This is a genomic window from Streptomyces sp. HUAS YS2 (genome assembly GCF_033343995.1).
Taxonomy (GTDB): Bacteria; Actinomycetota; Actinomycetes; order Streptomycetales; family Streptomycetaceae; genus Streptomyces; species Streptomyces solicathayae.
Genome location: NZ_CP137573.1, coordinates 3,479,749 through 3,501,456, shown reverse-complemented (window position 1 = coordinate 3,501,456; position 21,708 = coordinate 3,479,749). Strand labels below are relative to the sequence as shown.

The window sequence follows — 21,708 nt, the reverse complement described above, 5'->3', positions numbered from 1 at the left end:
CGTGTCACGCGCCCAGGAGGCTCTGGCCGCAGACGCGGACGGTCTGGCCGTTGACCGGGGCGGAGGCCGGGTGGGCCAGCCAGGCGGTCGTCTCGGCGACGTCGACCGGGAGGCCGCCCTGCGCGAGGGAGTTCATCCGCCGGCCCGCCTCGCGGATGAAGAGCGGGACCGCGGCGGTCATCTTCGTCTCGATGAAGCCCGGTGCGACCGCGTTCACCGTCACCCCGTGCTCCGCGTACGCGCGCGGCGCCAGCGACCGGACCAGGCCGACGATGCCCGCCTTGCTCGCCGCGTAGTTCGTCTGCCCGTTGTTGCCCGCGAGGCCGGCGATGGACGCGGTCGCCACGATCCGCCCGCCGTGCCGCAGCGTGCCCGCCTTCAGGAGCGCGTCCGTCGTGTCGAGGACCGACGTCAGGTTGACGGCGATCACCGACGCCCAGCGGTCCGCCGGCATGTTGGCCAGCCGGCGGTCGCGGGTGATCCCCGCGTTGTGGATCAGGATGTCCAGCGCCCCGTCCGGCGCCGCCGCCGCGATGCGCTCCGCCGCGTCCGCTGCCGTGATGTCCAGGGCCAGCGCCTCGCCGCCCAGCCGCGCCGCCGTCCGCTCCAGGTCCTCGGCCGCCTGGGGGACGTCCAGGCAGATCAGCCGCGCCCCGTCCCGCGCGAGGGTCTCCGCGACGGCCGCGCCGATGCCCCGTGCAGAGCCGGTGACCAGCGCGGTGCGGCCGGCGAGCGGCCGGTCCCGGTCGCCGACGGCCTCGGGCTCCGCGTCGCCGACCGTCACGACCTGGCCGCTCACGTACGCCGACTTCGGGGACAGCAGGAACCGCAGCGTCGACTCCGCCGCAGCGGCGCCGCCTTCGAGGCGTACGAGGTTGACCGTGACGCCCTTGCCGACCTCCTTGCCCAGGGAACGGACGAAGCCCTCCAACCCCTGCTGCGCCGAAGCCTGGTGATGGTCCGTCGTCGAAGGGGGCGCGCCCAGCACCACGATCCGCCCGCTCGCCGCGACCGACCGTACGACCGGGTGCAGCGCCGCGTGCACCTCGGCGAGCCCGGCCGCGTCGGCGACGCCCGTCGCGTCCAGCACGACCGCCGCGACGGCGCCCGCCGCCGTATCCGTCGTACGCGTCAGTCCCGTCCGCGCGAGGACCGCGTCCAGCTCCTCCGTATGTGTCGACCGCCCCGCCGTCAGGTGCAGCAACGAGCCCTCCAGGCGCGGGCGCTCGGCCGACCAGCGGTGCAGCGCGGCCGGCTGCGGCAGGCCGAGCCGGCGGGTGAGGAAGCGGCCGGCGGAGGTGCCGGTGAAGTGCAGATAGCGGTCGGCCATTGTCCAGACTCCCTGCGCGGTCGTAGATTTACCCTTGAGTAAGGTTACTCATGGGTCAGGAGCTGGTCGAGATGCCGCAGAAGCCGTTCACGCCGATCGCCCCGCGCGCCGTGCGTCGCGTCGCCGTCCTCGGTGGCAGCCGTGTCCCGTTCGCCCGCTCCGACGGCCCCTACGCCACCGCCTCCAACCAGGAGATGCTCACCGCCGCGCTCGACGGCCTCGTCGAGCGGTACGCGCTGCGCGATCCGGGCGCGGTCGGCGAGTTCGTGGCCGGCGCCGTCCTCAAGCACGCCCGCGACTTCAATCTGGCCCGCGAGACCGTCCTCGGCTCCGCGCTCGACCCGCGCACACCCGCCTACGACATGCAGCAGGCATGTGGCACCGGACTCCAGGCCGTCGTCGCCGCCGCGAACAAGATCGCCCTCTGTGCGCTCGACTCCGCGGTCGCCGGCGGCGCGGACACCGCGAGCGACGCCCCGCTCGGCGTCAACGACGACCTCCGGCGGGTGCTCCTCGAGGCCCGCCGGGCCAGGTCCGCCGGCGCCCGGCTCAAGGCCCTCGTCCGGATCCGCCCCGGTCACCTCGTCCCCGACATCCCGCGCAACGCCGAGCCCCGTACCGGCCTGTCCATGGGCGAGCACGCCGCGATCACCGCCCGGAAGTGGGGCGTCTCCCGCGAGGACCAGGACCTGCTCGCCGCCACCAGCCACCAGCGGCTCGCCGCCGCGTACGAGCGCGGCTTCCTCGACGACCTCGTCGTCCCCTTCCGTGGCCTGGCCCGTGACCAGAACCTCCGCCCCGGCTCGACCGTCGAGAAACTCGCCACGCTGAAGCCCGTCTTCGGCACGGACCACCCCGGCGAGGCGACGATGACCGCGGGCAACTCCACCCCGCTCACGGACGGCGCGGCGACCGTCCTGCTCGCGAGCGAGGAGTGGGCCGAGGCGCGCGGCCTGCGCCCGCTGGCCTTCCTGAGCCTGTACGAGACCGCCGCCGTCGACCACGTCCACGGCGACGTCGCCGACGGCGAGGACGGGCTGCTCATGGCCCCCGCGCACGCCGTGCCGAGGCTCCTGGAGCGGGCCGGGCTCGGCATCGAGGACTTCGACCTCTTCGAGATCCACGAGGCGTTCGCGTCCCAGGTGCTCGCGACCATGGCGGCGTGGGAGAAGCAGGGCCTGGCGCCTGTGCCGCGGCACAGTCTCAACGTCGCGGGTTCGTCTCTCGCGACAGGACACCCCTTCGCGGCCACCGGGGCCCGTATCGTGGCAACGCTCGCCAAGCTGCTCTCGGAGCGGGACACTCCGGGCCGCGGCCTGATCTCCATCTGCGCGGCGGGCGGCCAGGGCGTGACAGCGATCCTCGAACGCCCGTAATCCCCAGGCTGTGGGCAGCCGTTCCGCAGGGGCGGCGCCCTCCCCGCCCATGCGCCCCACCCCGGCGCGCCCCGCACCCCCGCGCACTGCGCCCCGCGCCCCGCACCCCCGCACCAGGAGCCCGCCCGCCCCAAGCCCCCCCGACGAGGAGCCGCTCGTGTCCGACGCCCGCCGCGCCACCGACCCGCCCGCCCCCGTCCCGCCCCGCACCGTCTCCCTCGACGGCCGCGTCCGCGAGGCGTACGTGCCACCGCTCGTCCCCCGCGCCCCGCGCGGCTCGCTCGCCGACCTCCCGTACGAGAACGCCCACCAGGCCCCCGACGACGTCGCCTTCTCCCGCAAGCGCCCCGACGGCGTCTGGGAGGACGTCACGGCCGGCCGGTTCGCCGCCGAGGTGCACTCCGTCGCGAAGGGCCTCATCGCCGAGGGGCTGCAGCCCGGCGACCGGATCGCGATCATGGCGCGCACGACGTACGAGTGGACCCTGCTCGACTTCGCCGCGTGGGCCGCCGGCCTGGTCACCGTCCCGGTCTACCCGACCTCCTCCGCCTTCCAGACCCGCTGGATCCTCCAGGACTCCGGGGCCGTGGCCTGCGCCGTCGAGGGCATGGACGAGGCCCGCGTGGTCTCCGCCGAGCGCCGCCAGATACCGGGCCTCGCCCACCTGTGGGTCTTCGGCACCGGCGCGATCGACAAACTCCGCCGGGCCGGCGCGCACGTTCCCGACGAGGCCGTCACCGCCCGCCGCGGCCTGCTGACCCCCGACACGATCGCCACCCTGATCTACACCTCCGGCACCACCGGCCGCCCCAAGGGCTGCGCCCTCACCCACGCCAACTTCTTCGCCGAGGTCGACAACGCGGTCGAGTTCCTGCATCCGGTCTTCCGGTCCCTCATCAAGGAGCCGACCTCCACGCTCCTCTTCCTGCCGCTGTCGCACGTCTTCGGCCGGATGGTCGCCATCGGCTGCATCCGCGCCCGGGTGCGGATCGGCCACGCGCCCTCGATCGAGGACGACGACCTCCTCACCGACCTCGCCGGGTTCCGTCCGACGTTCCTGCTCGCCATCCCGTACGTCCTGGAGAAGGTCTTCAACTCCGCCCGCGCCACCGCCGAACGCATGGGCCGGGCAGCGTCCTTCGACCGCGCGTCGAAGGTGGCTCAGCGCTACGGCGAGGCCCGCGAGGCGGCCACGCCTTCGCTGTCCCTGAAGGCCGCGCGGGCCGTGTACGACCAGCTGGTCTACCGCCGCATCCGGGCCGCGCTCGGCGGGCACGTCCGGCACGTCGTCTGCGGCGGATCGCCGCTCGGGCAGCGGCTCTCGGCGTTCTACGCGGGCGCGGGCATCGAGGTGTACGAGGGGTACGGCCTGACGGAGACCACCGCGGCCGCCACCGTCACCCCGCCGCAGCGCCCCCGGGCCGGCACGGTCGGCTGGCCGTTGCCCGGCACGGCGGTGCGGATCGCCGACGACGGCGAGATCTGGCTCAAGGGCGGCATCGTCTTCGCCGGCTACTGGGACGCGCAGCACGGCCAGGCCGTGCCGTACACGGCCGACGGCTGGTTCCCCACCGGGGACCTGGGGTCCCTCGACGAGGACGGCTACCTGCGGATCACCGGCCGCAAGAAGGAGATCATCGTCACCTCGGCCGGCAAGAACGTCGCCCCGGCGCCGCTGGAGGACTGGCTGCGCGCCCATCCGCTGGTCGCCCAGTGCCTGGTCGTCGGCGACAACCGCCCGTACGTGACCGCCCTGGTCACCCTCGACCAGGACGGCCTGGCGCACTGGCGCCGCATGCGGCAGAAGGACCACGTCTCGCTCGCCGACCTCACCCGGGACCCGGACCTGCTGGCCGGTCTCCAGCGCGCCGTGGACGAGGCCAACCGCCTGGTCTCGCGCGCCGAGTCGATCCGCCGCTTCCACGTCCTGCCCGGAGAGTTCTCCGAGCGCGGCGGCCACCTCACGCCGTCGCTGAAGCTGAAGCGTCGGGCGATCGCCCGGGACTTCTCCCGCGAGATCGACGCGATGTACCGGGACTGACGGCGGCCCCCGGTCAGGCGCCGCTGAACGCCAGGATCTCCGGGGCCGCCGCGGCCAGCGTCGGGAAGTGTCGGTGCGAGTCGGGGGTCGGGCCCGGGGAGTTGACCGTCCACACCGTCATGCCCGCCGCGCGCCCGGCCCGCGCGCCCGAGGGCGCGTCCTCGACGACCAGGCAGCGCTCCGGGCGAGCGCCGAGGAGCGAGGCGGCGCGCAGGTACGGGGCGGGGGAGGGCTTGCCCTCGGCGACGGCGGTCGCGTCCACCACGAGCGGCGGCACCGGCAGTCCGGTCCGCGCGAACCGTCCGCGCACCCGGTGCTCGTAGTTCGAGGTGACCAGCGCCCACGACCCGGGCCGCAGCGCGCGCAGCAGCTCCGCCGCGCCCGCGAAGGCGTCGTACGTGCCGATTTGCACGTCCTCGTCCTCCAGCGCGTGCAGCAGCGCCAGGCATTCGTCCGGGTCGGCGTCCGGGGCGACCTCGGCGAAGGTGTCCACCGGCCGTGTCCGCAGGGCCACTTCGTATACCGCGTCCCCGTCGAGGCCGTACCGCCCGGCCCAAGTCGCCCACATGCGTCGCTGGTTGGCGATGGCGTTCATCAGGGTGCCGTCGACGTCGAAGAGGACGAAGTCCGCGGATTCATGTCCGGTCATGGCCGAGATCGTACGTGAGGCCGAATTTGGGCCCAGGGGCCCAAGACTGCGGCGTCCGGTCACCGTAACGTAGGCAGGCTTGAACTCTTGTACGGATACGGAACGTTGAGGGGGCCCGCATGTCGTCCGTGGGCGGAGGCATGTTCGCCGGTGGAGGTGCCGTGTACGCGGGGCCGGGAGCGGCCGGGAGGCGCGACCTTCCCCGGGTCCTCGTCGTCACCCGTGTCCTGCTCACCGTACTTCTCGTGGCGACCGTCGTCGGCGGGCTCGGCCTCTTCGGCTCCGCGCTCGCGGCGGACGCCGTCGAGGCGTCCCTCTTCGGCCTGCTCGCCTGGGGCGCCGTCCCCGGCGTCGCCGGATGGTGGCTCGGCCGGCGGATGTGGACCGGCGGCGACCGGATCCGGTACGGGCTCCTCGGCGTCCAGGCCTGGTTGATCCTCGGCGGCATCGGGAACATAGCCGCAGGCTCGCTCCACGGTTTCACCGAGCTCTTCCTGCCGGCGCTGATCGTCTACTTCCTGAGCCGCCCGGAGGGCCGGGAGTGGTTCCGGCTCGCCGAGAACGAGCGACAGCCCGCGCCCGAGCGGCTGTTCCGGCCGAACCGCGACCGCGGTCAGGGCGCGCTCGAGTACACCGGGCTGATCATCCTGGTCGTCGCGATCGTCGTAGCGCTGCTGATGAGCGGGGTCGGCGGACAGGTCTCCGAGGGCTTCCGGTCGGCGGTCTGCGAGGTCGTCGGAACGTCCTGCCCGGCCGGCGACGGCGACACGTCGACGCAGGCGGGCCAGGGCGAGGACGGCACCGGCGACAGCGCGGGCGCGTCGGGCGGCAGCGGCGGTACGGGCGGCACCGGGGGCACGGGCGGCACCGGGGGCACGGGCGGCCCCACCCTGCCGGGGCAGAACAACGGCAACGGCCCCGACGGCCCGACCACCTCCCCCGACACCTACCCCGAGACCAGCGAGGAACCCGAGGCCAAGTACGACGAGATCGACGTCTCGGGCGGGGACGACTCGAAGGGCGGCGACGACAAGGGCGGCGAAGAGGAGGACTGCAGCGGCTGGGGCTTCCTCGGCTGTGCCTGGGACCGTACGTACCAGGTCGGCGCGGGCCTTCTTGTCGACGGCGTCTGGGGCGATGTCAGCGGCATCATCGACCTGTTCAAGCCGGAGACCTGGTCCGGACTGAAGGACTACGGCGTTCAGCTCGGCGACCAGTGGGTGAAGGACTCCAAGGACGCCGGCGAGAAGTGGAAGAACGGCGACTACCTCGACGCGTTGACCGACTGGGGCGGGGCGTCGGTCAACACCGTCATCAAGGTCGGCGACGACATGTTCGTCGGCGACGAGGTCCGGGAGCGCTGGAACAACGGCGAGAAGACGCGCGCCGTCACCGACGTCGTCTGGAACGTCGGATCGATGTTCATCCCCGGCTACAACGGCGCCAAGGTCGTCGGAAAGCTCAGCAAGCTCGGCAAGCTCGGCAAGGCGGCCGCCAAGGTCGCCGAGGCCGCGAACAAGGCCGGGGACGCGGCCAAGCGGGCCAGGAAGGCCGCCGAGGCCGGCGACGTACCGGGTGCGCAGAAGGCCGCGAAGGAGGCCGACGAGGCGGCCGACGAGGCCGAGGACGCGGCCCGCAAGACGGGCTGCACCATCGCCTCCGGACCTCTGACCCCCCGTCCCTTCACCGGAGTTCCCGGCTCCGGCACGGGCGTCCTCGCCGCCGGCGCTCCGAAGTACGTCGTCCTCGCCGAGGAAGAGTGCGACGCGGAGGCCCAGGAGAACGCCCGAAAGGCCCGCGAGGAGGCCAACAAGGCGTGGGTGGCGAAGAAGGCCGCGGAAGAGCCGGAGCGCGCCCGCAAGGCCGCCGAGGACTTCAAGCAGCACCCGGAGCCGCAGCGCAACGACGACTCGGACCCCCGCAACTACAATCCGCCGTCCTGGGCCAAGGACCTCAAGGATCACGAGCTCGGCGAACTGGACAACGGTGACGGCTTCTGGTCCAGCCGCGACCGCAACCCGCAGCCCAACTGGAAGAACGAGTCCTGGCTGCAGTACCAGGAACAGATCACCGGCAGCACCCGCGGCAAGGAGTACACCGTCCCGCACCCGGACCCGGACAAGCCGGCGGTCGACTACGACGGCTGGGACTCCTCCCGCCAGACCTACCTGGAGGCCAAGAACGGCTACGACAGCTACCTGGCCAAGCCGGGCAAGAAGGAGCTGACGCCGTCCGGCAAGGAGAAGTTCCTCTACGAGGCGAGGCGCCAGGTCGAGGCGGCCAACGGCAAGGCCATCGAATGGCACTTCTCCGACCCCGAGGTGGCCAAGGCTGCCCGCAAGGCGTTCCGGGACGCGGAACTGCCGATCAAGGTCTTCCACACCAAGCAGTTCCCGAAGGAGAAGGGCCTCAAGAAGCCCGAGCAGTTCGACTAGCGAGGGGTAGGGTCGGGCGCATGGAGCGTTTGGTACGGGTGGCCTGGGGGCCGCGTCAGGAGTCCGTAGAGGCCGTGGCCGGACGGTGGAAGCAGACCTTGGACGGTCTTGCCGCGCTGCTCCCGGACGCGGGTTCCGGCACGGAGACGAACGGCCTGTGGACGTGGCAGCACGTCCATGTCTCCGGGCCCGCGACCGAACTGCGCCCCGACGGGGAGTCGCTCCTCACCGCGCTGCGTGCGGAGCAGGAGGCGGACGGCTGGTCGGACCGGACGGGCTACGGTCTCGCGCTCGTCATCGAGGGCAAGCCGGGCTGGAAGATCGACATCACCAGCCGGGCGGGCGGTTCACCGGAGTTCCTGCTCCAGACCATGGGGATCCGCATCACCTCACCGGACGAGGTGGCGACCCCGGACGCCGAGCTCCTCACGGCTCTCGTCGAGGCGTGGGACCCGGACTACGGCGGCGCGTTCGACGACGACCTCCTGGACGCGCTGGAGGACGACGCCGGGTTCGTCGTCGGCGAGCCCTCCGTCGGCTGGATCGGCCACCTGTCCGCCCGCCGCGCGGCTCTCGTCCCGGACGACCTCCCGGCGGCACGCCGCGAGCTGCCCGGCGGCGGTGTCGTCCTCGGCATCGCCCCGCAGGACGACACGGAAGCCGTGGTCCAGGCCTACGTACGCCTCCGGGACGCCGGGGCTCTGGCCCCCCTGCCCCGCCCGATGGACCGGCCGCACCTGTGACGGAGCTGGACGCGCTCCTGGAGGGTCCGCTCCCGCCCGAGGGCTTCGCGATCCTCCAACTGTGGGAGGGCCCGAGCCTGATCGGGGTGTACGAGCAGGAGTGGGCGGAGGCCGAGGCGACGGCCGAGGCCCGCCTCGCTGCCGTCCGGGACGCCCTCGACGCCCGCTGGGGCCCGCACCGGAAGGTCGGCATGCGGGTTCCGATCTTCCGGGCGAGCCGTGACACGCTGATGCCGCCGTTCTTCCAGGCTCTGGTCGACCGTTACCTTCTGGGCGACCTGGCGGTGTGGGGCCCGGTCGGCGACCAGGCTCGTTACGTCGGCGTCTCGCTCAACCAGTCCGACGGCGATGCCCCGATGATCGTCGCAGCGGCCGTCTCCGAGCACCCGATCGTCGAACTCGAGGACGAGGATGACTGACCGCCGGCCCGACCTGCCGGTCTCGGAGCGGCTCCGATGCTGTGTGTGCGGCGGCGGGACGGCCGGCGCGGCGGACTACGTTCAGGGCGGGCAGCGCTGACCGGGGCGCAAACGACTGTGGGGCGGTTCTTCTTCATCCACCGGGCCGAGGCGTACCGGGACGAGGGGAGTGGGCGGACCGAGCTTTCGCGGCGTTGCGCAACCGCAGCGGCGACGACGCGTACGAACGCCTGATGGCGGAGCTGCCGCCCGGGCCCGGCGCTGCGTGACCGGTTCCGTGACCGAGGCCGGTCGCGAGGGGCGCGACACTGACGTCACTCTCGCGGGCCCAGGTCGCCCTCGACGACGGTTCGGGTGAGTGGGGGGCGGTTCCAGAGGGCGAGGATCTCGTCGGTCAGGTCGGCGATCTCCAGCAGGTGGTCGCGGTGGGAGCGGGTTTCGACGGCGGCGGCCTTGAGGGTGGGCGGGACCGCTTCGGCGTCCAGGAGGGTGCGCCAGTCGGACGGGCAGAGTTCGAGGAACTCCAGTCCGGTGAGGCGGGCGATCTCCAGGGGGTCGGCGAGTGTGCCGGGGTAGGCGGTGAGGGTGCGGAGGCGGGGGAGTTCCATGACGGGCTCCAGGCTCAGCGGCTCTCCTTTGTGGACGCCGAGGCACAGGACTTCCAGGGCCGGGTGGGCGGCGGCCTCCACGTCGGGCAGGGAGGCGTGGTTCACGTGGGCCACGGCCGGACGGTCCCAGGGGCGGCCGACGCGCCGTTCCGGGGTCCGGTCGAGCACCAGGTCGGTGAGGGAGTCGGCGACCAGGGCGGCTCCGATGGAGCCCTCGTGGCCGATCACGATGATCTGCCCGACGTGACCGCGCGGGCCCGGCGTCAGGTCGACGGCTATCGCGTCGCCGCCGCCGGTGTCGCCGAAGACGATCCAGCCGGCCGAACCCACCAGGTCCTGCACCGCGTCGTCGGGCGTCGGCTCGGCCGCCCTGGTGGCCGCGTGCCGCCACGAGCACGGGCGGGTCGCGGGCTCGGCGGCGTACAGCCGGTCGAGGTCGAGCAGCTCGCAGCCGACCTGGGTGAAGACGTGCATGGCGTTGTCGTAGTCGTCGTCCCAGTCCTCCCAGTGCGCCCGCACCACCCGGTAGAGCGTCCTGAGCTCCTCGGGGAGCGTGATGCCGAGGCGCGCCTCCGCGGCGGCGATCTCCTGCTCGGTCGCGCCGACGGCGTCGGGGAGCCGCTCGCGGAGCGTCCGCTCGAGGAGGGCGGGGTCGGCCGTCGGGGCCGGTACGGCTCCGGGGACCGGCTCCGGCAGCCGGCGCCACGGCTCGGCCACGGCGCCCTCGACCAGGAGCAGCGCCTCCGGGAACGGCCCGCCGATGCCGGGCTCCACGGAGGAACCGCCGAGCAGGTGGAGTCGGGCCCGGCCGTCCGGCGCGAACTCCGCGGCGAAGGCGACGTCCTCCGTGCCGTCCTCCGCGAGCGCCTCCCTCACGCGCTTGACCGCCGCGGTCTCGTCCATCCAGTCGTCCGCGAGCGAGGCCCGCCCGCGGTCCCGGCCCGGCACGCTCCAGCTGCCCCGGCCGATCCGGCCGGCCGTCCGCCCGCCCGGTCCGCCGGCGCCGCGGGCGCGCATCAGCCTCAGCAGTGGTTCCCAGGTCGCGAAGTCGTGCAGCGAGGACAACAGGGGCCTCCGGTCTTGCCGTCGTCGGACGTGACGGAGGCGAGTATGTCGGGCCCCTGTGACAGCCGGCCGACAGTCAGCCCCGTCGCTCCGCCAGCCCCCGCACGTACGCCGCCTGCCCCGCGTGCTGGAGGTCGTCCGCGATGACGCTGATCAGGCGGACGCCGAGGGTGACCGGCGGGTTCCAGGAGGTGTCGACGATCCGCTCCAGCTCGGCGTTCGTCAGGCCGGAGACCTGTTCCAGCGTGCGGGCGTGGACCGCGTCGTAGTAGCCGAGGAGCAGGTCGCCGGGGGCGCGGACGGCCGCCACCTGCTTGCTCGTGAAGCCGAAGCCGGTCGCGGCGGGGGCGAAGGGGAGGTCGAAGCGGTCCGCCCAGCCTTCCGTGGTCCACAGCTGGGCGTCGAGGCCGAAGGCGTCGGTGATGTGATCGTCCTGGATGCGGGTGAGGTGCCAGACCAGCCAGGCGATCGAGTTCGCGTCGCCGTCCGGCCGGTAGGCCAGTTCCTCGTCCAGCAGGCCTTCCACCGCTTCGTGGACGGCTTCCTGCACGCGGCCGAAGGCGTCGGCGAGCAGCTCGGGGGTCCTCATGACCGGTGCTCCTTCCAGGCGGCGACCTCGGCCTCGACGTCGAAGGGCCGGAGGTTCAGCGGCGGGCCCTCGGGGGGCCGGCGCAGGGCCGCCTCGATCTTCTCGTTGATCTCGTCGAGGATGCGCCGCACCTGCTGTTCCGAGACCGCCGCGGCGGCCTTCTCCGCCGCGTCCTCGGCCTCCTTGCGCAGCGCGAGCGAGGGCGGCAGGACGGTCAGGCCCTCGCGGTGCATCTTGCCCTTGACCCACCACAGCGCGTCGTAGGGCGCCGTGTCGTCGGGCAGTGGTTTTCCGAATCCGGCCAGTCTGCTGAAGTCGCCGCGTCGCTCGGCGTCACGGATCTGACGGTCCACGAAGGACTCGAAGTCGACCCCCGGCGGTTTGCGCTCGGTCATGGGTCCAGCGTAGGCAAAAGGCAGGAGCCCCGCTGCCGCACCGGAAGGTGCGGGAGCGAGGCTCCTTGGGTACTGCTCTAGCCGTGCGCGATCGCCGACCCGGGCAACTTAGGCCGGGGTGACGTTCTCCGCCTGCGGGCCCTTCGGGCCCTGGGTGACGTCGAAGTTCACGACCTGGTTCTCCTCGAGGGAGCGGAAGCCAGACGCGTTGATCGCGGAGTAGTGGACGAAGACATCCGGGCCGCCGCCGTCCTGGGCGATGAAGCCGAAGCCCTTTTCAGCGTTGAACCACTTGACGGTTCCGGTAGCCATAAGCCCTCCTTGGGCCAAAGGGTTGCCCTGCTCCAGAACCTGCAAACAAGTCTGAAAACTACAAAAGCCTGCGGGTCACATGCTCCGCAGGCTCTGTACTGCAAGGGAAACCAAACTGCAACTTGCGTTGAGCGTAGCACGCAGAGTGCACATCACGGTAGAGGGAAAGATCACGTCACTCTCATGTTTGACATGCTCCGTGCGCGCCGACGGCCCACCCGGCGATGTCCGTCGTACGAGACAGGTCTAGCCTCGCGCTGTGGACAATGCAACCGACGACCACCAGCGCAACCGCCCCCGGGTCGGTCACATCCAGTTCCTGAACTGTCTGCCGCTCTACTGGGGGCTGGCGCGGACCGGAACGCTCCTGGATCTCGAGCTCACCAAGGACACCCCGGAGAAGCTCAGCGAACAGCTGGTCCGCGGCGACCTGGATATCGGCCCCGTGACGCTCGTCGAATATCTCCGCAACGCCGGTGATCTCGTCGCACTGCCGGACATCGCGGTCGGCTGCGACGGCCCGGTGATGTCCTGCGTGATCGTCTCGCAGCGGCCGCTGGCCGAGCTGGACGGGGCGCGCGTCGCGCTCGGGTCCACCTCCCGCACCTCCGTGCGCCTGGCGCAGTTGCTGCTCGCCGAGCAGTTCGGGGTGACGCCCGACTACTACACGTGCCCGCCCGACCTCGGGCTGATGATGCAGGAGGCGGACGCGGCCGTGCTCATCGGCGACGCGGCGCTGCGCGCCTCGCTGCACGACGCGCCGCGGCTCGGGCTCCAGGTCCACGACCTGGGCACGATGTGGAAGGACTGGACGGGGCTGCCGTTCGTCTTCGCGGTGTGGGCCGCGCGAAAGGACTACCTGGCCCGCGAGCCGGAGACGGTCCGCGAGGTGCACGAGGCGTTCCTGGCCTCGCGCGACCTGTCGCTGGTGGAGGTCGCCAAGGTCGCCGAGCAGGCGGCCCGCTGGGAGACCTTCGACGCGGCGCTCCTGGAGCGGTACTTCACCACCCTGGACTTCCGCTTCGGACCCGAGCAGCTCGCCGGCGTCCGGGAGTTCGCCCGCCGCACCGGCCCGACGACCGGCTTCCCGGCGGACGTGAAGGTGGAGCTGCTGCCGCCCCGGCGACAGAGCTAGGCGACAGAGCTAGGGGGCGGACACCGGGCCCTGCATGTGCTCGCTGATCCACTGGATCGAGCCGTCGCCCATGCCCCGTACATACGTACGGGCGTTGTGTCCGCCGTCGGGTATGACCTGGAGGCGCGTCTTCACCGGACCCTTGGTGTACGTGTGGATGAACGCCTTCAGGTTCTTCAGGCCGGACTCCCGTGTGCCGATCTGGAACGCCAGGTAGACGTCGTTCGCCGGGCCGGCCGGCTTCGCTCCGTACAACTGGGCCAGGCGCTCGGGGTTGTTGGCCTGCCGCTCCTGCTCGTGGCCGGACCAGAGCGGGGAGTCGGGCTCGGTGTCGGGCCCGGAGGCGATGACCGCCTTGAACTTCTCCGGGTGCCGGAGAACGGACTTGAGGCCGACGAACCCGCCCGACGACGAACCCATGAACGCCCAGCCGTCGCGCGACGCGAACGTGCGGAAATTGGCCCGGACGAAATCCGGCACGTCCTCCGTCATCCAGGTGCCCATTTTCGGCCGCCCCGGAATATCGCTGCCGTCGTAGTAGAACCTGTCGTCCGGGTTGAGCACGGGCATCACGACGATGAACGGCAGGCTCTTTCCGGCGTCCGCCCACTTGCTGATGCTGCTCTGCAGTTTCAGGTCGGTGCCCATCCAATAATTGTTCGGGTAACCGTTTCCGCCCGGCAGTGCGATGAGGACCGGGAAGCCGCTGTTCGCGTACTTCGGGTCGAAATACTGCTTCGGCGCCCACACCCACACCTTGCCCGTGAAACCGGACTTCTCGCCCTGCAGGGTGGCCATGCCGATCTTGGTGCCGTCGTCGAGCGTGTTCTGGGTGGTGAACCGCGCCTTCGGCCCGGTCGGCAGGACCGTCCGCGGCCCGGAGGGCGGCGCGGACGTGCGCGCCGACGTGGGCGCGGGGGCCGGCCGGGAAGCCTCGGAGGCCGGGACGGACGGCCCGGCGCTCGGGCCGTCGAAGGAGACCGGCTCGCCCTCGTCGGAGCAGCCGGTCACCAGGGCGACCGAGGCGAGGGCGAGTGCGGCGGCGAGGGTCCGGGTGCGCTGGTTCACGCCACGGAAGAGGGGACGGGGCGGCGATCGGTTGCCCGAACCCCCTGGCGTAGGCTGGCTCGGTACGCCCACCCGCCTCCCACCACCACCCCGAACGAGGCGCTGCGCGCCACACCTCTTGATTCAACCCCTCCGAAAGGGACACCCGGTGACCGAGAAGGCCGACCTTCAGTCCGTCCTCGACCGTGCCGCCGCGGGTGGCCGGATCACCCCGGAGGAGGCGCTCGAGCTGTACCGCTCCGCGCCGCTGCACGCGCTGGGCGCGGCCGCCGACGCGGTGCGCCGCCGCCGGTACGCGGGTACCGAGCACATCGCGACGTACATCATCGAGCGCAACATCAACTACACGAACGTGTGCGTGACGGCGTGCAAGTTCTGCGCCTTCTACGCGCCGCCCAAGGACACCGCCAAGGGCTGGACCCGCGACCTCGACGACATCCTGCGCCGCTGCGCGGAGACCGTGGAGCTGGGCGGTACGCAGATCATGTTCCAGGGCGGGCACCACCCGGACTACGGCGTCGAGTACTACGAGAAGCACTTCGCCGCCATCAAGGCGGAGTTCCCGCAGCTGGTCATCCACTCCCTCGGCGCGTCCGAGGTCGAGCACATGGCCCGCATCTCCGGCGTCTCCGTCGAGGAGGCCATCACGCGGATCCACGCGGCCGGCCTCGACTCCTTCGCCGGCGCCGGCGCGGAGCTGCTGCCGGAGCGGCCGCGGAAGGCGATCGCCCCGCTGAAGGAGAGCGGCGAGCGCTGGCTGGAGATCATGGAGATCGCGCACGGGCTGGGCGTCGAGTCGACGTCCACGATGCTCATGGGCACCGGCGAGACCAACGCCGAGCGCATCGAGCACCTGCGGATGATCCGCGACGTGCAGGACCGGACGGGCGGCTTCCGGGCCTTCATCCCGTACACGTACCAGCCGGAGAACAACCACCTGAAGGGCCGGACGCAGGCCACGATCTTCGAGTACCTGCGCATGATCGCGATCGGTCGGCTCTTCATGGACAACATCGCCCACATCCAGGGCTCGTGGCTCACCACGGGCAAGGAGATCGGCCAGCTGACCCTGCACTACGGCGCGGACGACCTCGGCTCGATCATGCTGGAGGAGAACGTCGTCTCGTCCGCGGGCGCGAAGCACCGCTCCAACCTGCGCGAGATGATCGACATGATCCGCACCGCCGACCGTGTCCCGGCGCAGCGCACCACCACGTACGAGCACATCGTGGTGCACGACGACCCGGCGAACGACCCGGTCGACGAGCGCGTCGCCTCGCACATCTCGTCCACGGCGATCGAGGGCGGTACGGCGCACCCCGAGCTGAAGCTGCTCGACGCCAACTGACGCGCCGGTGCTGACACTCCACGTCGCCGAGGCGTCGCCCGAGACCGCCGTCCTGGTCGACGGCGCGTACGTCGCCGCCGTCGGCCCGTACGAGGAGCTGGCCGCCGTGTACGAGGACGCGCGGCTGCGGCGCTGGCCGGGCATCCTCACGTCCGGGCTGCTCAACCCGTACGGTCCCGAGCTGCTCGAAGGCATGTACCACCCTGATCCGCGCGAGGCCGACGAGTTCGGCACCGAGCCGATCACCGGCCCACGCGCGCAGGCGATCTTCCGGGCCGACCCCGCGCGGCTGGGCGCCAGCGCACGCCGCGGGGTGCAGCGATTGCTCGCGCACGGCACGGTCGCCGTCGCCGGGGAACTGCGCGGCCGGGCCGCCAAGGACGCGGTGCGCAGGGCCGGGCTCGCCGTGGGGCAGCGCCCTCAGGCGATGCCGGGGCCGCCGTCCTTCTCGCCGACCCCGCTGGTGCTGCTGCCCGCCCTGACGGTGGGCGGACCGGCGCGGTTCGCCGTGTTCGACGTCCCGGACCGGGCCGCGCTCGTCCGGCAGGGGGCGTCCACCTGCGTGGCGACGGTCCTCGCCGGCCGACTGGTGCACCGCCGGCGGTAGCGCGGCGTAGGGTGCCCGAATGGCTTACCTGGCGTGGGCGTCGGGCGTGATTCCGGTCGTCGCCGTCGATCCGATGATGGGGGTGCCCGCGCCCACCTGGTCCGATCAGCTCGACCGCGCGCTGCCCTCGCTCGCCGCCGCCGGCGCGGCCCTGGCGGCCGTGCTGTTCGGGGTACGGCTGGTCAGGGGACCGCGGGGCCGCCGAGATAGCGGCCGGCGTCGTCGTACGGCCAGGCGTTGGCGACGCAGCCCTTCAGGCCCTTGATCTGCTGCATCATCGCCGGGGCCGGGCGGCCGGGGCCCGGGCAGGTCGCGTGGCCGCGGCCCAGCCAGTGGCCGACCTCGTGGTTGACGATCAGCGCCCGGTACTCGGCGAGCGGCCCGTCGAACTGCGGCGAACCGCGTTGCCAGCGCTTGAGGTTGACCAGCACGAGCACTCCGTTGCGGCAGTTGAGCTCGCCGCCCGTGTCCTCGCCGCACTGCCGGTCCACGGTCGCCGGGGTGGCGATCCGGACGACCAACCCGGCGGTGCGGTCGTCGACCCTGCGGAAGGACCGGACGCCGCCGTGCGACCAGCCGCGCGGGTGCGCGAGGAAGCCGGCGATCTGCTCGGCCGCGGCGGCCGGGTCGACCCCGGAGCCGTCCTCCACCTCGACGCGGTAGCGCAGCGTCCCGTGGCTCCCGCCCGGGGGCGCGGTCGCGAAGGTGCCGGGCCCGGAGAGCGGGACCGGCGGTGGGGCGGGAGGCGGGGCCATGGTCCTCTCCGGCGGGGGAGCCAAGGGCGGCTCAGCTGTCGCTCCGGCCCGGGCCCGCGGGCCCGCGGAGCCGTCGGCGTGGCTCCCCGAGACCCGCAGGCCGGTCAGTACGGCGACCCCGGCCAGGAACACCGCGACGGCCGTCCGCCGCCGCGCGCTGCGCCGCCGTGCCCGGCGTGCGACGGCCCGCCCGCCCCGGCGCGCGCCGCCGCTGCCACGTCTGCGGTGCTCAGCCGCCACGGACCGGCGACCGGTAGGTCTCCACCGGGTTCTTCTCCGCGTCGGCGACGAGGTCGGTGAAGCCGCGGTCCTCGGCGAGGGCGGTCAGCTCCCGCGCCGTCACCGGCGACGACAGGCTCTTCTTGCCCGGCTCCTCCGAGGGGCTGATCTCGACCGTCACCCGGCTCTTGCCGTACGCGAAGGCGATCCGCGCGCCGAAGGTGTCCATCTCGTTGACCGGCGCCCGGTAGGCGTACGCCTCGCGGCCTCCGTCGAGCGCGACCTTCTCGCAGGTCCCCCCCTTCGCCGGGAATCCCGTGCAGGTGAGCGGGCCGTCGTCCGCCTGTACCGGCCGGATCGTCAGCTTCAGTGTGAAGTTCCGTCCCTGCGCCCGTACCTGGTACAGGTTCACCCGGCCGTCGACCGGCCGGACGTCGGTGACCACCGGCGGCAGCAGCTCGTCGAAGAGGCCGGCGGCCCGCTGCTGGAACCGGGCCTGCCGGTCGCGTTCCGCCTCGGGCACCGCCGGTCCGGACTCCTCGCCCGGCGTCGGGTCGATCTTCACCGGTGTGCGGTACGGGGTGGGCGGGGCCTCCGGGGCCGCTCCCACCCCGCCCACGGCCGGGCCGCCGCCCGCGTCGCCGGGCAGCAGCGTCAGTCCGAGCGCGGCGGCGGTCACCGTCGCGAACGCGCCGCCGACGACGGTCAGCCGGGCGCGGGCGCGCCGCCGGCGGCCCAGCCGGACCGCGACGGGCGCGAGGTCGGGGAGGGGCGGCAGCCCCTCGGTCGTGCGGTCCATGGCTTCGCGGATCATCGTGGTGTCGTCCGTCGTGTCGGTCACGGCGGCCTCCTCAGCTTCCGTTGGCGTGATGGGCGTACAGGTGCGCCTCGCCGAGCCGCTCGCGCAGCCGGGCCAGTGAGCGCGAGCACTGGCTCTTGACGGTGGACTCGCTGCACCGCAGCAGCCCTGCGACCGTCTCCACGCTGAGGTCCTCCCAGTAGCGCAGGACGACCATGGCGCGGGCCCGCGGCGGCAGCTCCCCGAGCGCGGCGAGCAGGGTGACCCGTACGTCCGCGTCGCCGGGCCCGGCCGTCGCGGCCGTGTCCGGCCGGCCGGCCCGGGTGTACGCGAGCAGGTCGCGCAGCCGGCGCCGCCGCTCGGCGAGGAAGCTGCGGGTCAGCACCGTCTTGGCGTACGCGTGCGGATGGTCGGCCGCGCCGGCCTTCCGCCAGTGCTGGAAGACCTTGGCCAGCGTGGTCTGGGTCAGGTCCCGGGCCTGCTCGGCGTCGCCGCAGAGCAGGTACGCCGTGCGGTACAGCCGCTGCTGCCCGGCCCGTGCGAACTCCTCGAACCCGCCGTCCGGGTCGTGTGCCGCGTCCATCGCACTCCCTTCGTCGCCGCGTCGCAGCGTGTCTGCGTGTCTTGTGTTCCGTCGTCCGTCCTTGAGTGCGCCCGCCCCGGAAAGGTTGAAAGGGTCCCAGGGAAATTTCCGGGCGGCTTCGGGGGGACGGGCCGAGGCTCGCGGGGAGGCGGCTGCGACAATGGCCGCGTGACGCGAGCAACCCTGGACAAGCAGCCGCACGAAGTCGCCACGATGTTCGACGACGTGGCGGCGAACTACGACCTGACCAACGACGTGCTCTCGCTGGGCCAGGACCGGCGCTGGCGCAAGGAGGTCGCCAAGGCGGTCGACGCCCGTCCCGCGCAGAAGGTCCTCGACCTGGCGGCGGGCACCGGCACGTCCTCGCTGCCGTTCGCGGCGACCGGCGCGTACGTCGTGCCCTGCGACTTCTCGCTCGGCATGCTCCGCGAGGGCAAGAAGAAGCACGGCTGGCTGCCGCTGACGGCCGGCGACGGCACGAAGCTGCCGTTCCGCGACGAGGTCTTCGACGCGGTCACGATCTCCTTCGGGCTGCGGAACATCCAGGACACCGAGGCCGCGCTGCGCGAGCTGTACCGGGTGACCAAGCCCGGCGGCCGGGTCGTGATCTGCGAGTTCTCGCACGCCACCTGGGCGCCGTTCCGCAAGGTGTACGAGGAGTACCTGATCCGGGCGCTGCCCCCGATCGCGCGCGCGGTGTCCTCGAACCCGGACGCGTACGTCTACCTCGCCGAGTCCATCCAGACCTGGCCGGACCAGCCCGCCCTCGCCGCGCTGATGCAGAAGGCCGGCTGGTCGAAGGTGGCCTGGCGCAACCTGTCCGGCGGCATCGTGGCGATGCACCGCGGCTTCAAGGCGTAACACCACGTCCGTGGTCCCGTGGCCCCCGCCGGGGCCGCGGGACCCGCGCAATACACTTCCAGACGACCAGCCCTCGACTCTTCGGGAGACCCCGCCGTGACCGAGCCGCTCTCCGAGCACAGCGCAGATGTGATCGTCGTCGGGGCGGGCCCGGCCGGTTCCACGACCGCGTACTACCTCGCCAAGGCCGGACTGGACGTCCTGCTCCTGGAGAAGACCGCGTTCCCGCGCGAGAAGGTCTGCGGCGACGGCCTCACCCCGCGCGCCACCAAGCAGCTCGTCTCCATGGGGATCGACATCTCCGAGGAGGCCGGCTGGCTGCGCAACAAGGGCCTGCGGATCATCGGCGGCGGCGTCCGGCTCCAGCTCGACTGGCCGGACCTCGCCTCGTACCCGGACTACGGACTCGTCCGCAAGCGCGACGACTTCGACGAGCAGCTCGCCCGGCAGGCGCAGAAGGCCGGCGCCCGGCTGTACGAGCGCTGCAACGTGGGCGCCCCGATCGTCGACGACCGCACCGGCCGGATCACCGGCGTGCACGCCAAGCTCGGCGAGGAGAAGCGCGAGGTCACCTTCCACGCGCCGCTCGTCGTCGCCGCCGACGGCAACTCGACCCGGCTGTCCCTGGCGATGGGCCTGCACCGGCGCGAGGACCGGCCGATGGGCGTCGCGGTACGGACGTACTTCACCTCGCCCCGGCACGACGACGACTACCTGGAGTCCTGGCTGGAGCTGTGGGACCGGCGCGGCCCGCAGGACCGCCTGCTGCCCGGCTACGGCTGGATCTTCGGCATGGGCGACGGCACGTCCAACGTCGGCCTCGGCATCCTCAACTCCTCGAAGGCCTTCCGCGAGCTGGACTGGCGCGAGGTGCTCAAGGCCTGGTGCGCCTCCATGCCGGAGGACTGGGGCTACACCCCGGAGAACATGACGATGCCGATCCGCGGGGCCGCCCTGCCGATGGCGTTCAACCGCCAGCCGCACTACACGAAGGGCCTGCTGCTCGTCGGCGACGCGGGCGGCCTGGTCAACCCGTTCAACGGCGAGGGCATCGCGTACGCGATGGAGTCCGGTCAGATCGCCGCGGACGTCATCGTCCAGGCGCACGCCCGGGCCACCCCGGCCCAGCGCGAACTGGCCCTGCACAACTACCCGAAGATCCTCAAGGACACCTACGGCGGGTACTACACGCTCGGCCGGGCGTTCGTGAAGATGATCGGCAACCCGAAGGTCATGAAGATCGCGACGCAGCGCGGTCTGACCCACCCGCTCCTGATGAAGTTCACGCTGAAGATGCTGGCCAACCTGACCGACCCGACGGGCGGCGACGCGATGGACCGCATCATCAACGGGCTCTCGAAGGTGGCCCCGAAGGCGTGAACGAGCGCCGGTAGGCGGTGGGGGAGACCCCGACGGTCCGGGTGAAGTGGCGGCGCAGGTTCGCCGCCGAGCCCAGGCCGCTCTCCTCCCCGATCCGCTCCACCGGCAGGTCGGTCGACTCCAGGAGCGTCTGCGCGCGCGCCACCCGCTGTTCGAGCAGCCACTGCAGCGGGGTGGTGCCGTGCGTCTCGCGCACCCGGCGGTGGAAGGTGCGCGCGCTCATCCGGGCCCGCCGGGCCAGACCGTCCACCGTCAGCGGCTCGTGGAGGTGCTCCAGGGCCCACTGGAGCGCCGGGCCGAGCGTGTCCGCCTCGTCGGCCGGAACCGGCGAGGCGACGAACTGGGGCCGGTCGCCGGGCCGGTGCGCCGGGACGACCAGGCGGTCGGCGAGCGCGCCCGCGACGGCCGCGCCGAGGTCCTTCCGTACGAGATGCAGGCACAGGTCCAGGCCGGCCGCGGCGCCCGCGCCGGTCAGCACCGTCCCGTCGTCGGTGTAGAGGACCGACGGGTCGACGTGCACACGGGGGTGACGGGCGGCCAGCTCGGCCGCGTACGCGCGGTGCAGGGTGGCCCGGCGGCCGTCGAGGACCCCCGCCGCGGCCAGCGCGAACGCGCCGCTGCACATCGACACCGTCCGCGCCCCGGAGTCCGCCGCCGCGCGCACCGCCGCGATCAGGTCCGCCGGCAGTTCCTGGCGCCCCTCGACCACCCCGTCCGGTACCGACGGCACGATCACCGTGTCCGCGCCGGCCAGCCCGTCGAACCCGGTCGTGCCGGGCGTCCCGTACGGGGCCGGGCCGCAGACCCGCAGCTCGTACCAGGGGTCCGCCAGATCCGTGTGCGGCATTCCGAACACCATGGAGACGGTGGAGAGTTCGTACAGGTCGTACGGCGAGATCCGCCCCTCCGCGTCGGGTACGAGGGCGACGGCGACGACTCCGGTGCTCATGTCCGCGACCCTATGGCAGGAATCGTGCGCCGGACGGCGGTC

Annotated in this window: 21 protein-coding genes; 10 read left to right on the top strand and 11 right to left on the bottom strand. The window is 72.6% G+C overall.

Annotated features, from left to right (window positions below):
- Positions 1 to 4: 4 nt before the first annotated feature.
- Complete coding sequence (locus tag R2D22_RS15920) at positions 5 to 1,330, bottom strand: 3-oxoacyl-ACP reductase (RefSeq protein WP_318104086.1); 1,326 nt, start codon at positions 1,328 to 1,330, stop codon at positions 5 to 7.
- A 50-nt stretch (positions 1,331 to 1,380) separates the two neighbouring features.
- Between R2D22_RS15920 and R2D22_RS15915 the strand changes: the two genes are divergently transcribed.
- Positions 1,381 to 2,706: an acetyl-CoA C-acetyltransferase gene (locus R2D22_RS15915; RefSeq protein ID WP_411977027.1), complete on the top strand. Its 1,326-nt coding sequence runs from the start codon at positions 1,381 to 1,383 to the stop codon at positions 2,704 to 2,706.
- 157 nt (positions 2,707 to 2,863) lie between these two features.
- Positions 2,864 to 4,747: an AMP-dependent synthetase/ligase gene (locus R2D22_RS15910; protein ID WP_318104085.1), complete on the top strand. Its 1,884-nt coding sequence runs from the start codon at positions 2,864 to 2,866 to the stop codon at positions 4,745 to 4,747.
- A gap of 13 nt (positions 4,748 to 4,760) precedes the next feature.
- Here the strand turns inward: R2D22_RS15910 and R2D22_RS15905 are convergent, their stop codons facing one another.
- Positions 4,761 to 5,396 (bottom strand): HAD family hydrolase, encoded by a 636-nt coding sequence (locus tag R2D22_RS15905; protein WP_318104084.1) that lies wholly within the window; start codon positions 5,394 to 5,396, stop codon positions 4,761 to 4,763.
- A 119-nt stretch (positions 5,397 to 5,515) separates the two neighbouring features.
- Between R2D22_RS15905 and R2D22_RS15900 the strand changes: the two genes are divergently transcribed.
- From R2D22_RS15900 to R2D22_RS15890, 3 genes are read left to right on the top strand one after another with little or no spacing between them, the layout of a single operon-like run.
- A complete protein-coding gene (locus R2D22_RS15900) occupies positions 5,516 to 7,831 on the top strand; it encodes a Tox-REase-5 domain-containing protein (protein WP_318104083.1) in 2,316 nt (771 codons plus the stop codon).
- Between the two features lie 20 nt (positions 7,832 to 7,851).
- Complete coding sequence (locus tag R2D22_RS15895) at positions 7,852 to 8,574, top strand: hypothetical protein (RefSeq protein WP_318104082.1); 723 nt, start codon at positions 7,852 to 7,854, stop codon at positions 8,572 to 8,574.
- A complete protein-coding gene (locus R2D22_RS15890; protein ID WP_318104081.1) occupies positions 8,571 to 8,993 on the top strand; it encodes a hypothetical protein in 423 nt (140 codons plus the stop codon). Before R2D22_RS15895 ends, R2D22_RS15890 begins: the two co-directional genes overlap by 4 nt.
- A gap of 314 nt (positions 8,994 to 9,307) precedes the next feature.
- Here R2D22_RS15890 and R2D22_RS15885 read toward each other — a convergent pair whose 3' ends face one another.
- From R2D22_RS15885 to R2D22_RS15870, 4 genes are all read right to left on the bottom strand, one after another.
- The gene (locus R2D22_RS15885; RefSeq protein WP_318104080.1) at positions 9,308 to 10,666 is read right to left on the bottom strand and encodes an SMI1/KNR4 family protein; all 1,359 of its coding nucleotides are present in this window, start codon (positions 10,664 to 10,666) and stop codon (positions 9,308 to 9,310) included.
- Positions 10,667 to 10,742: 76 nt separating this feature from the next.
- Positions 10,743 to 11,255 (bottom strand): mycothiol transferase, encoded by a 513-nt coding sequence (locus R2D22_RS15880; RefSeq protein ID WP_318104078.1) that lies wholly within the window; start codon positions 11,253 to 11,255, stop codon positions 10,743 to 10,745.
- Entirely contained in the window at positions 11,252 to 11,650 is a 399-nt protein-coding gene (locus tag R2D22_RS15875) for a DnaJ family domain-containing protein (protein ID WP_318104076.1), read from the bottom strand. The genes R2D22_RS15880 and R2D22_RS15875 overlap by 4 nt, the downstream gene beginning before the upstream one ends.
- Before the next feature lie 108 nt (positions 11,651 to 11,758).
- On the bottom strand, positions 11,759 to 11,962 hold the full coding sequence (locus tag R2D22_RS15870; protein ID WP_003967102.1) for a cold-shock protein: 204 nt from the start codon (positions 11,960 to 11,962) through the stop codon (positions 11,759 to 11,761).
- Positions 11,963 to 12,221: 259 nt separating this feature from the next.
- Here R2D22_RS15870 and R2D22_RS15865 point away from each other — a divergent pair, with 259 nt between their 5' ends.
- Positions 12,222 to 13,097 (top strand): menaquinone biosynthetic enzyme MqnA/MqnD family protein, encoded by an 876-nt coding sequence (locus tag R2D22_RS15865; RefSeq protein WP_318104074.1) that lies wholly within the window; start codon positions 12,222 to 12,224, stop codon positions 13,095 to 13,097.
- A 9-nt stretch (positions 13,098 to 13,106) separates the two neighbouring features.
- On the opposite strand, the gene R2D22_RS15860 is transcribed toward R2D22_RS15865, so the two are convergent.
- Complete coding sequence (locus R2D22_RS15860; protein WP_318104072.1) at positions 13,107 to 14,165, bottom strand: alpha/beta hydrolase; 1,059 nt, start codon at positions 14,163 to 14,165, stop codon at positions 13,107 to 13,109.
- Positions 14,166 to 14,313: 148 nt separating this feature from the next.
- On the opposite strand from R2D22_RS15860, the gene mqnC reads away from it, so the two are divergent.
- On the top strand, positions 14,314 to 15,513 hold the full coding sequence (gene mqnC / locus R2D22_RS15855; RefSeq protein ID WP_318104071.1) for a cyclic dehypoxanthinyl futalosine synthase: 1,200 nt from the start codon (positions 14,314 to 14,316) through the stop codon (positions 15,511 to 15,513).
- Positions 15,514 to 15,520: 7 nt separating this feature from the next.
- Positions 15,521 to 16,120 carry a hypothetical protein gene (locus tag R2D22_RS15850; RefSeq protein ID WP_318104070.1) on the top strand — a complete coding sequence of 200 codons (600 nt, stop codon included), beginning with the start codon at positions 15,521 to 15,523 and terminating at the stop codon, positions 16,118 to 16,120.
- A 182-nt stretch (positions 16,121 to 16,302) separates the two neighbouring features.
- Here R2D22_RS15850 and R2D22_RS15845 read toward each other — a convergent pair whose 3' ends face one another.
- The 3 genes from R2D22_RS15845 to R2D22_RS15835 form a co-directional block, all read right to left on the bottom strand.
- Positions 16,303 to 16,875, bottom strand: a complete 573-nt coding sequence (locus tag R2D22_RS15845; protein WP_411977026.1) for a DUF3152 domain-containing protein — start codon at positions 16,873 to 16,875, stop codon at positions 16,303 to 16,305.
- A gap of 229 nt (positions 16,876 to 17,104) precedes the next feature.
- Positions 17,105 to 17,935, bottom strand: a complete 831-nt coding sequence (locus R2D22_RS15840; RefSeq protein ID WP_318104066.1) for a hypothetical protein — start codon at positions 17,933 to 17,935, stop codon at positions 17,105 to 17,107.
- A 10-nt stretch (positions 17,936 to 17,945) separates the two neighbouring features.
- Positions 17,946 to 18,476: a SigE family RNA polymerase sigma factor gene (locus R2D22_RS15835; RefSeq protein ID WP_318104065.1), complete on the bottom strand. Its 531-nt coding sequence runs from the start codon at positions 18,474 to 18,476 to the stop codon at positions 17,946 to 17,948.
- Between the two features lie 168 nt (positions 18,477 to 18,644).
- Between R2D22_RS15835 and R2D22_RS15830 the strand changes: the two genes are divergently transcribed.
- Positions 18,645 to 19,337, top strand: a complete 693-nt coding sequence (locus R2D22_RS15830) for a demethylmenaquinone methyltransferase (protein WP_318104063.1) — start codon at positions 18,645 to 18,647, stop codon at positions 19,335 to 19,337.
- 96 nt (positions 19,338 to 19,433) lie between these two features.
- Positions 19,434 to 20,717: a geranylgeranyl reductase family protein gene (locus R2D22_RS15825; protein ID WP_318104062.1), complete on the top strand. Its 1,284-nt coding sequence runs from the start codon at positions 19,434 to 19,436 to the stop codon at positions 20,715 to 20,717.
- On the opposite strand, the gene R2D22_RS15820 is transcribed toward R2D22_RS15825, so the two are convergent.
- On the bottom strand, positions 20,683 to 21,666 hold the full coding sequence (locus R2D22_RS15820) for a GlxA family transcriptional regulator (protein WP_318104060.1): 984 nt from the start codon (positions 21,664 to 21,666) through the stop codon (positions 20,683 to 20,685). The genes R2D22_RS15825 and R2D22_RS15820 overlap by 35 nt on opposite strands.
- Positions 21,667 to 21,708 lie beyond the last annotated feature (42 nt).

Excerpts from the sequence above, each read along its gene's own strand:
- R2D22_RS15920 (WP_318104086.1), bottom strand. The coding sequence starts at position 1,330 with ATGGCCGACCGCTATCTGCACTTCACCGGCACCTCCGCCGGCCGCTTC.
- R2D22_RS15915 (WP_411977027.1), top strand. The coding sequence starts at position 1,381 with ATGGGTCAGGAGCTGGTCGAGATGCCGCAGAAGCCGTTCACGCCGATC.
- R2D22_RS15905 (WP_318104084.1), bottom strand. The coding sequence starts at position 5,396 with ATGACCGGACATGAATCCGCGGACTTCGTCCTCTTCGACGTCGACGGC.
- R2D22_RS15900 (WP_318104083.1), top strand. The coding sequence starts at position 5,516 with ATGTCGTCCGTGGGCGGAGGCATGTTCGCCGGTGGAGGTGCCGTGTAC.
- R2D22_RS15895 (WP_318104082.1), top strand. The coding sequence starts at position 7,852 with ATGGAGCGTTTGGTACGGGTGGCCTGGGGGCCGCGTCAGGAGTCCGTA.
- R2D22_RS15880 (WP_318104078.1), bottom strand. The coding sequence starts at position 11,255 with ATGAGGACCCCCGAGCTGCTCGCCGACGCCTTCGGCCGCGTGCAGGAA.
- R2D22_RS15875 (WP_318104076.1), bottom strand. The coding sequence starts at position 11,650 with ATGACCGAGCGCAAACCGCCGGGGGTCGACTTCGAGTCCTTCGTGGAC.
- R2D22_RS15870 (WP_003967102.1), bottom strand. The coding sequence starts at position 11,962 with ATGGCTACCGGAACCGTCAAGTGGTTCAACGCTGAAAAGGGCTTCGGC.
- R2D22_RS15845 (WP_411977026.1), bottom strand. The coding sequence starts at position 16,875 with ATGGCCCCGCCTCCCGCCCCACCGCCGGTCCCGCTCTCCGGGCCCGGC.
- R2D22_RS15835 (WP_318104065.1), bottom strand. The coding sequence starts at position 18,476 with ATGGACGCGGCACACGACCCGGACGGCGGGTTCGAGGAGTTCGCACGG.
- R2D22_RS15820 (WP_318104060.1), bottom strand. The coding sequence starts at position 21,666 with ATGAGCACCGGAGTCGTCGCCGTCGCCCTCGTACCCGACGCGGAGGGG.